A 1,943-nucleotide genomic window follows, 5' to 3' on the forward strand; every position below is an offset into this window, starting at 1 on the left:
GGCAGAAATAGAGCGAGCAGACTCCCAAGGGTTCTGATATAAGCGTTTTGTCAAATGCAAGGGGATGTCACGTCAAGGATGGTCGAAGGGAGAAGACGGTCTGCTGCCCTCAGGAGAATTCGTGAGCAGAGTCCTCTGTCAGCTGTTATCACTTCTCTCAAGAGGAGGCTCATCGACGGCTCAAGTTGACAATCCAAGTCCCTTGCGCTGAGAGCGATTGGCTCCTTACCCAATCTTCTTATGTCGGACCGAATCACCCGCCTTATCATGTCCTCTCTGTCAAAGAACGCTTGGTGTGTGTTAAGAATTCTTGAGGACGTAGGGCCTCTCTCAACATCTGAGATACTGGCTCGAGCTCGAGAAGCGGTGTATGCTGATCTTTGTGCTGACTGTGCCGGAGGCGACTCTTTCGTTGCTGCGGCAAATCAGCTGGTCAAGGAGGGCCTAATCACACGCAAGTTCGGCAAGGGTGGATATCAGTGGCAAATCGTGAGGCGATGATGATGACCGATTGGGAATCTGTCAAGGATGATTTTCCGGCACTCAAGCGAACCATCAGAGGGCGGCCCATAGTGTACCTTGACAGTGCCTGCATGGCACTTAAGCCCAGACAGGTGATTGCCGCAATGAACGAGTACTATGAGGTGTACCCCGCTTGTGGAGGCCGCAGCATCCATACACTGGGAGAAGAAGCGTCGAATGCTTACTCAAAGGCCCGAGAGACCTTTGCACGCTTTATCAATGCCTCACATGCTGAGGAGTGTATCTGGACCCGGAATGCTACTGAGTCGCTCAACATCGTTGCTAGGTGCCTCCACCTGCCAAAGGGAACCAAGATTGTAACCACGTCGTTGGAACACCACAGTGGTTCACTCCCGTTCGTCGAACGAGCAAGACGAGACGGTCTGAGGATGCATGTTGTCGAGGCGCGCACCGACGGTACTTTCGATATCGAGGACTGGAAGCGCGCAATAGACCGTGACACAAGTCTGGTTTCTGTTGTTCACTCCTCGAACGTCACGGGGACAGTTGCACCTCTGGAGGAGATAGTTGAGATTGCTCACGATCGAGGAGCACTGGTGATGTCTGATGATGCCCAATTTGCACCTCATCATCATCTGGATGTGCAGGCAGTCGACACAGACTTCTCAGCTATCTCGATACACAAGATGTGTGGCCCCACTGGCATGGGCGTACTCTACGGGAAGATTGACCTACTTGAACGGATGGACATGTTCCTTACGGGTGGTGACACGGTTTCAGATGTTCGATATAGTGATGGAGTGATAAGTCCAACCTATCTGCCACCACCGGAGAAATTCGAAGCTGGCCTGCAGAACTATGCTGGCGCTATTGGTGCGGCTGCTGCGGCTCAGTATCTAGAACGGATTGGAATGCACGAGATTGAGCAGCACGAGCGTTCACTGTTGGCTCCAGTCATGCAGACAATGTCTCAGATTCCTGGAATCCAGATAATCGGTCCTACGACTCCTGAGGCAAAGTCCGGCATTGTGACCTTCCGGATTGAGAGCGTTCAGTCTGCGCATGATGTGGCCACCTTTCTGAACGAGGAGTACAACGTGATGGTCCGAAGCGGTTGGCACTGCGTCGGTCCCTTCCACTATCAGCTTGGTATTGATCCGAAGATGGGAACAGTAAGGGCTAGCTTCTATCTCTACAACAACCGTCATGATGCTGAGGTACTCCTAGAGGGTCTGCAGGCAATCGTAGAGCGAAGCCTCTGAATCGGTCACTTGAGCATCTTTTCAATCTCATCCTTGACTCGGCCAATCTCCTCAAGCACGTCGGGCTCAGATATCTCTCGCGCACTGATTTCTATCGAGTCTCGGAACTTCTTCACTGTACCTCTCACAGTCACCCGCAGCCCCTCAAGTCTGGTTAGCGGGTTGTCTTTCTTCTTAATCATCCTCTGAGCCTCAGCC

General features: G+C 52.3%; 2 protein-coding genes. One reads left to right on the forward strand and one right to left on the reverse strand.

Translation table 11 applies throughout. From position 1 onward, the window contains the following. Positions 1-479: 479 nt before the first annotated feature. Positions 480-1,745, forward strand: a complete 1,266-nt coding sequence (locus HXY34_14095; protein NWF97265.1) for an aminotransferase class V-fold PLP-dependent enzyme — start codon at positions 480-482, stop codon at positions 1,743-1,745. A 5-nt stretch (positions 1,746-1,750) separates the two neighbouring features. On the opposite strand, the gene HXY34_14100 is transcribed toward HXY34_14095, so the two are convergent. After that, complete coding sequence (locus tag HXY34_14100) at positions 1,751-1,927, reverse strand: hypothetical protein (protein ID NWF97266.1); 177 nt, start codon at positions 1,925-1,927, stop codon at positions 1,751-1,753. Between the last annotated feature and the right edge of the window lie 16 nt (positions 1,928-1,943).

Source organism: Candidatus Thorarchaeota archaeon (genome assembly GCA_013388835.1).
Taxonomy (GTDB): domain Archaea; phylum Asgardarchaeota; class Thorarchaeia; order Thorarchaeales; family Thorarchaeaceae; genus JACAEL01.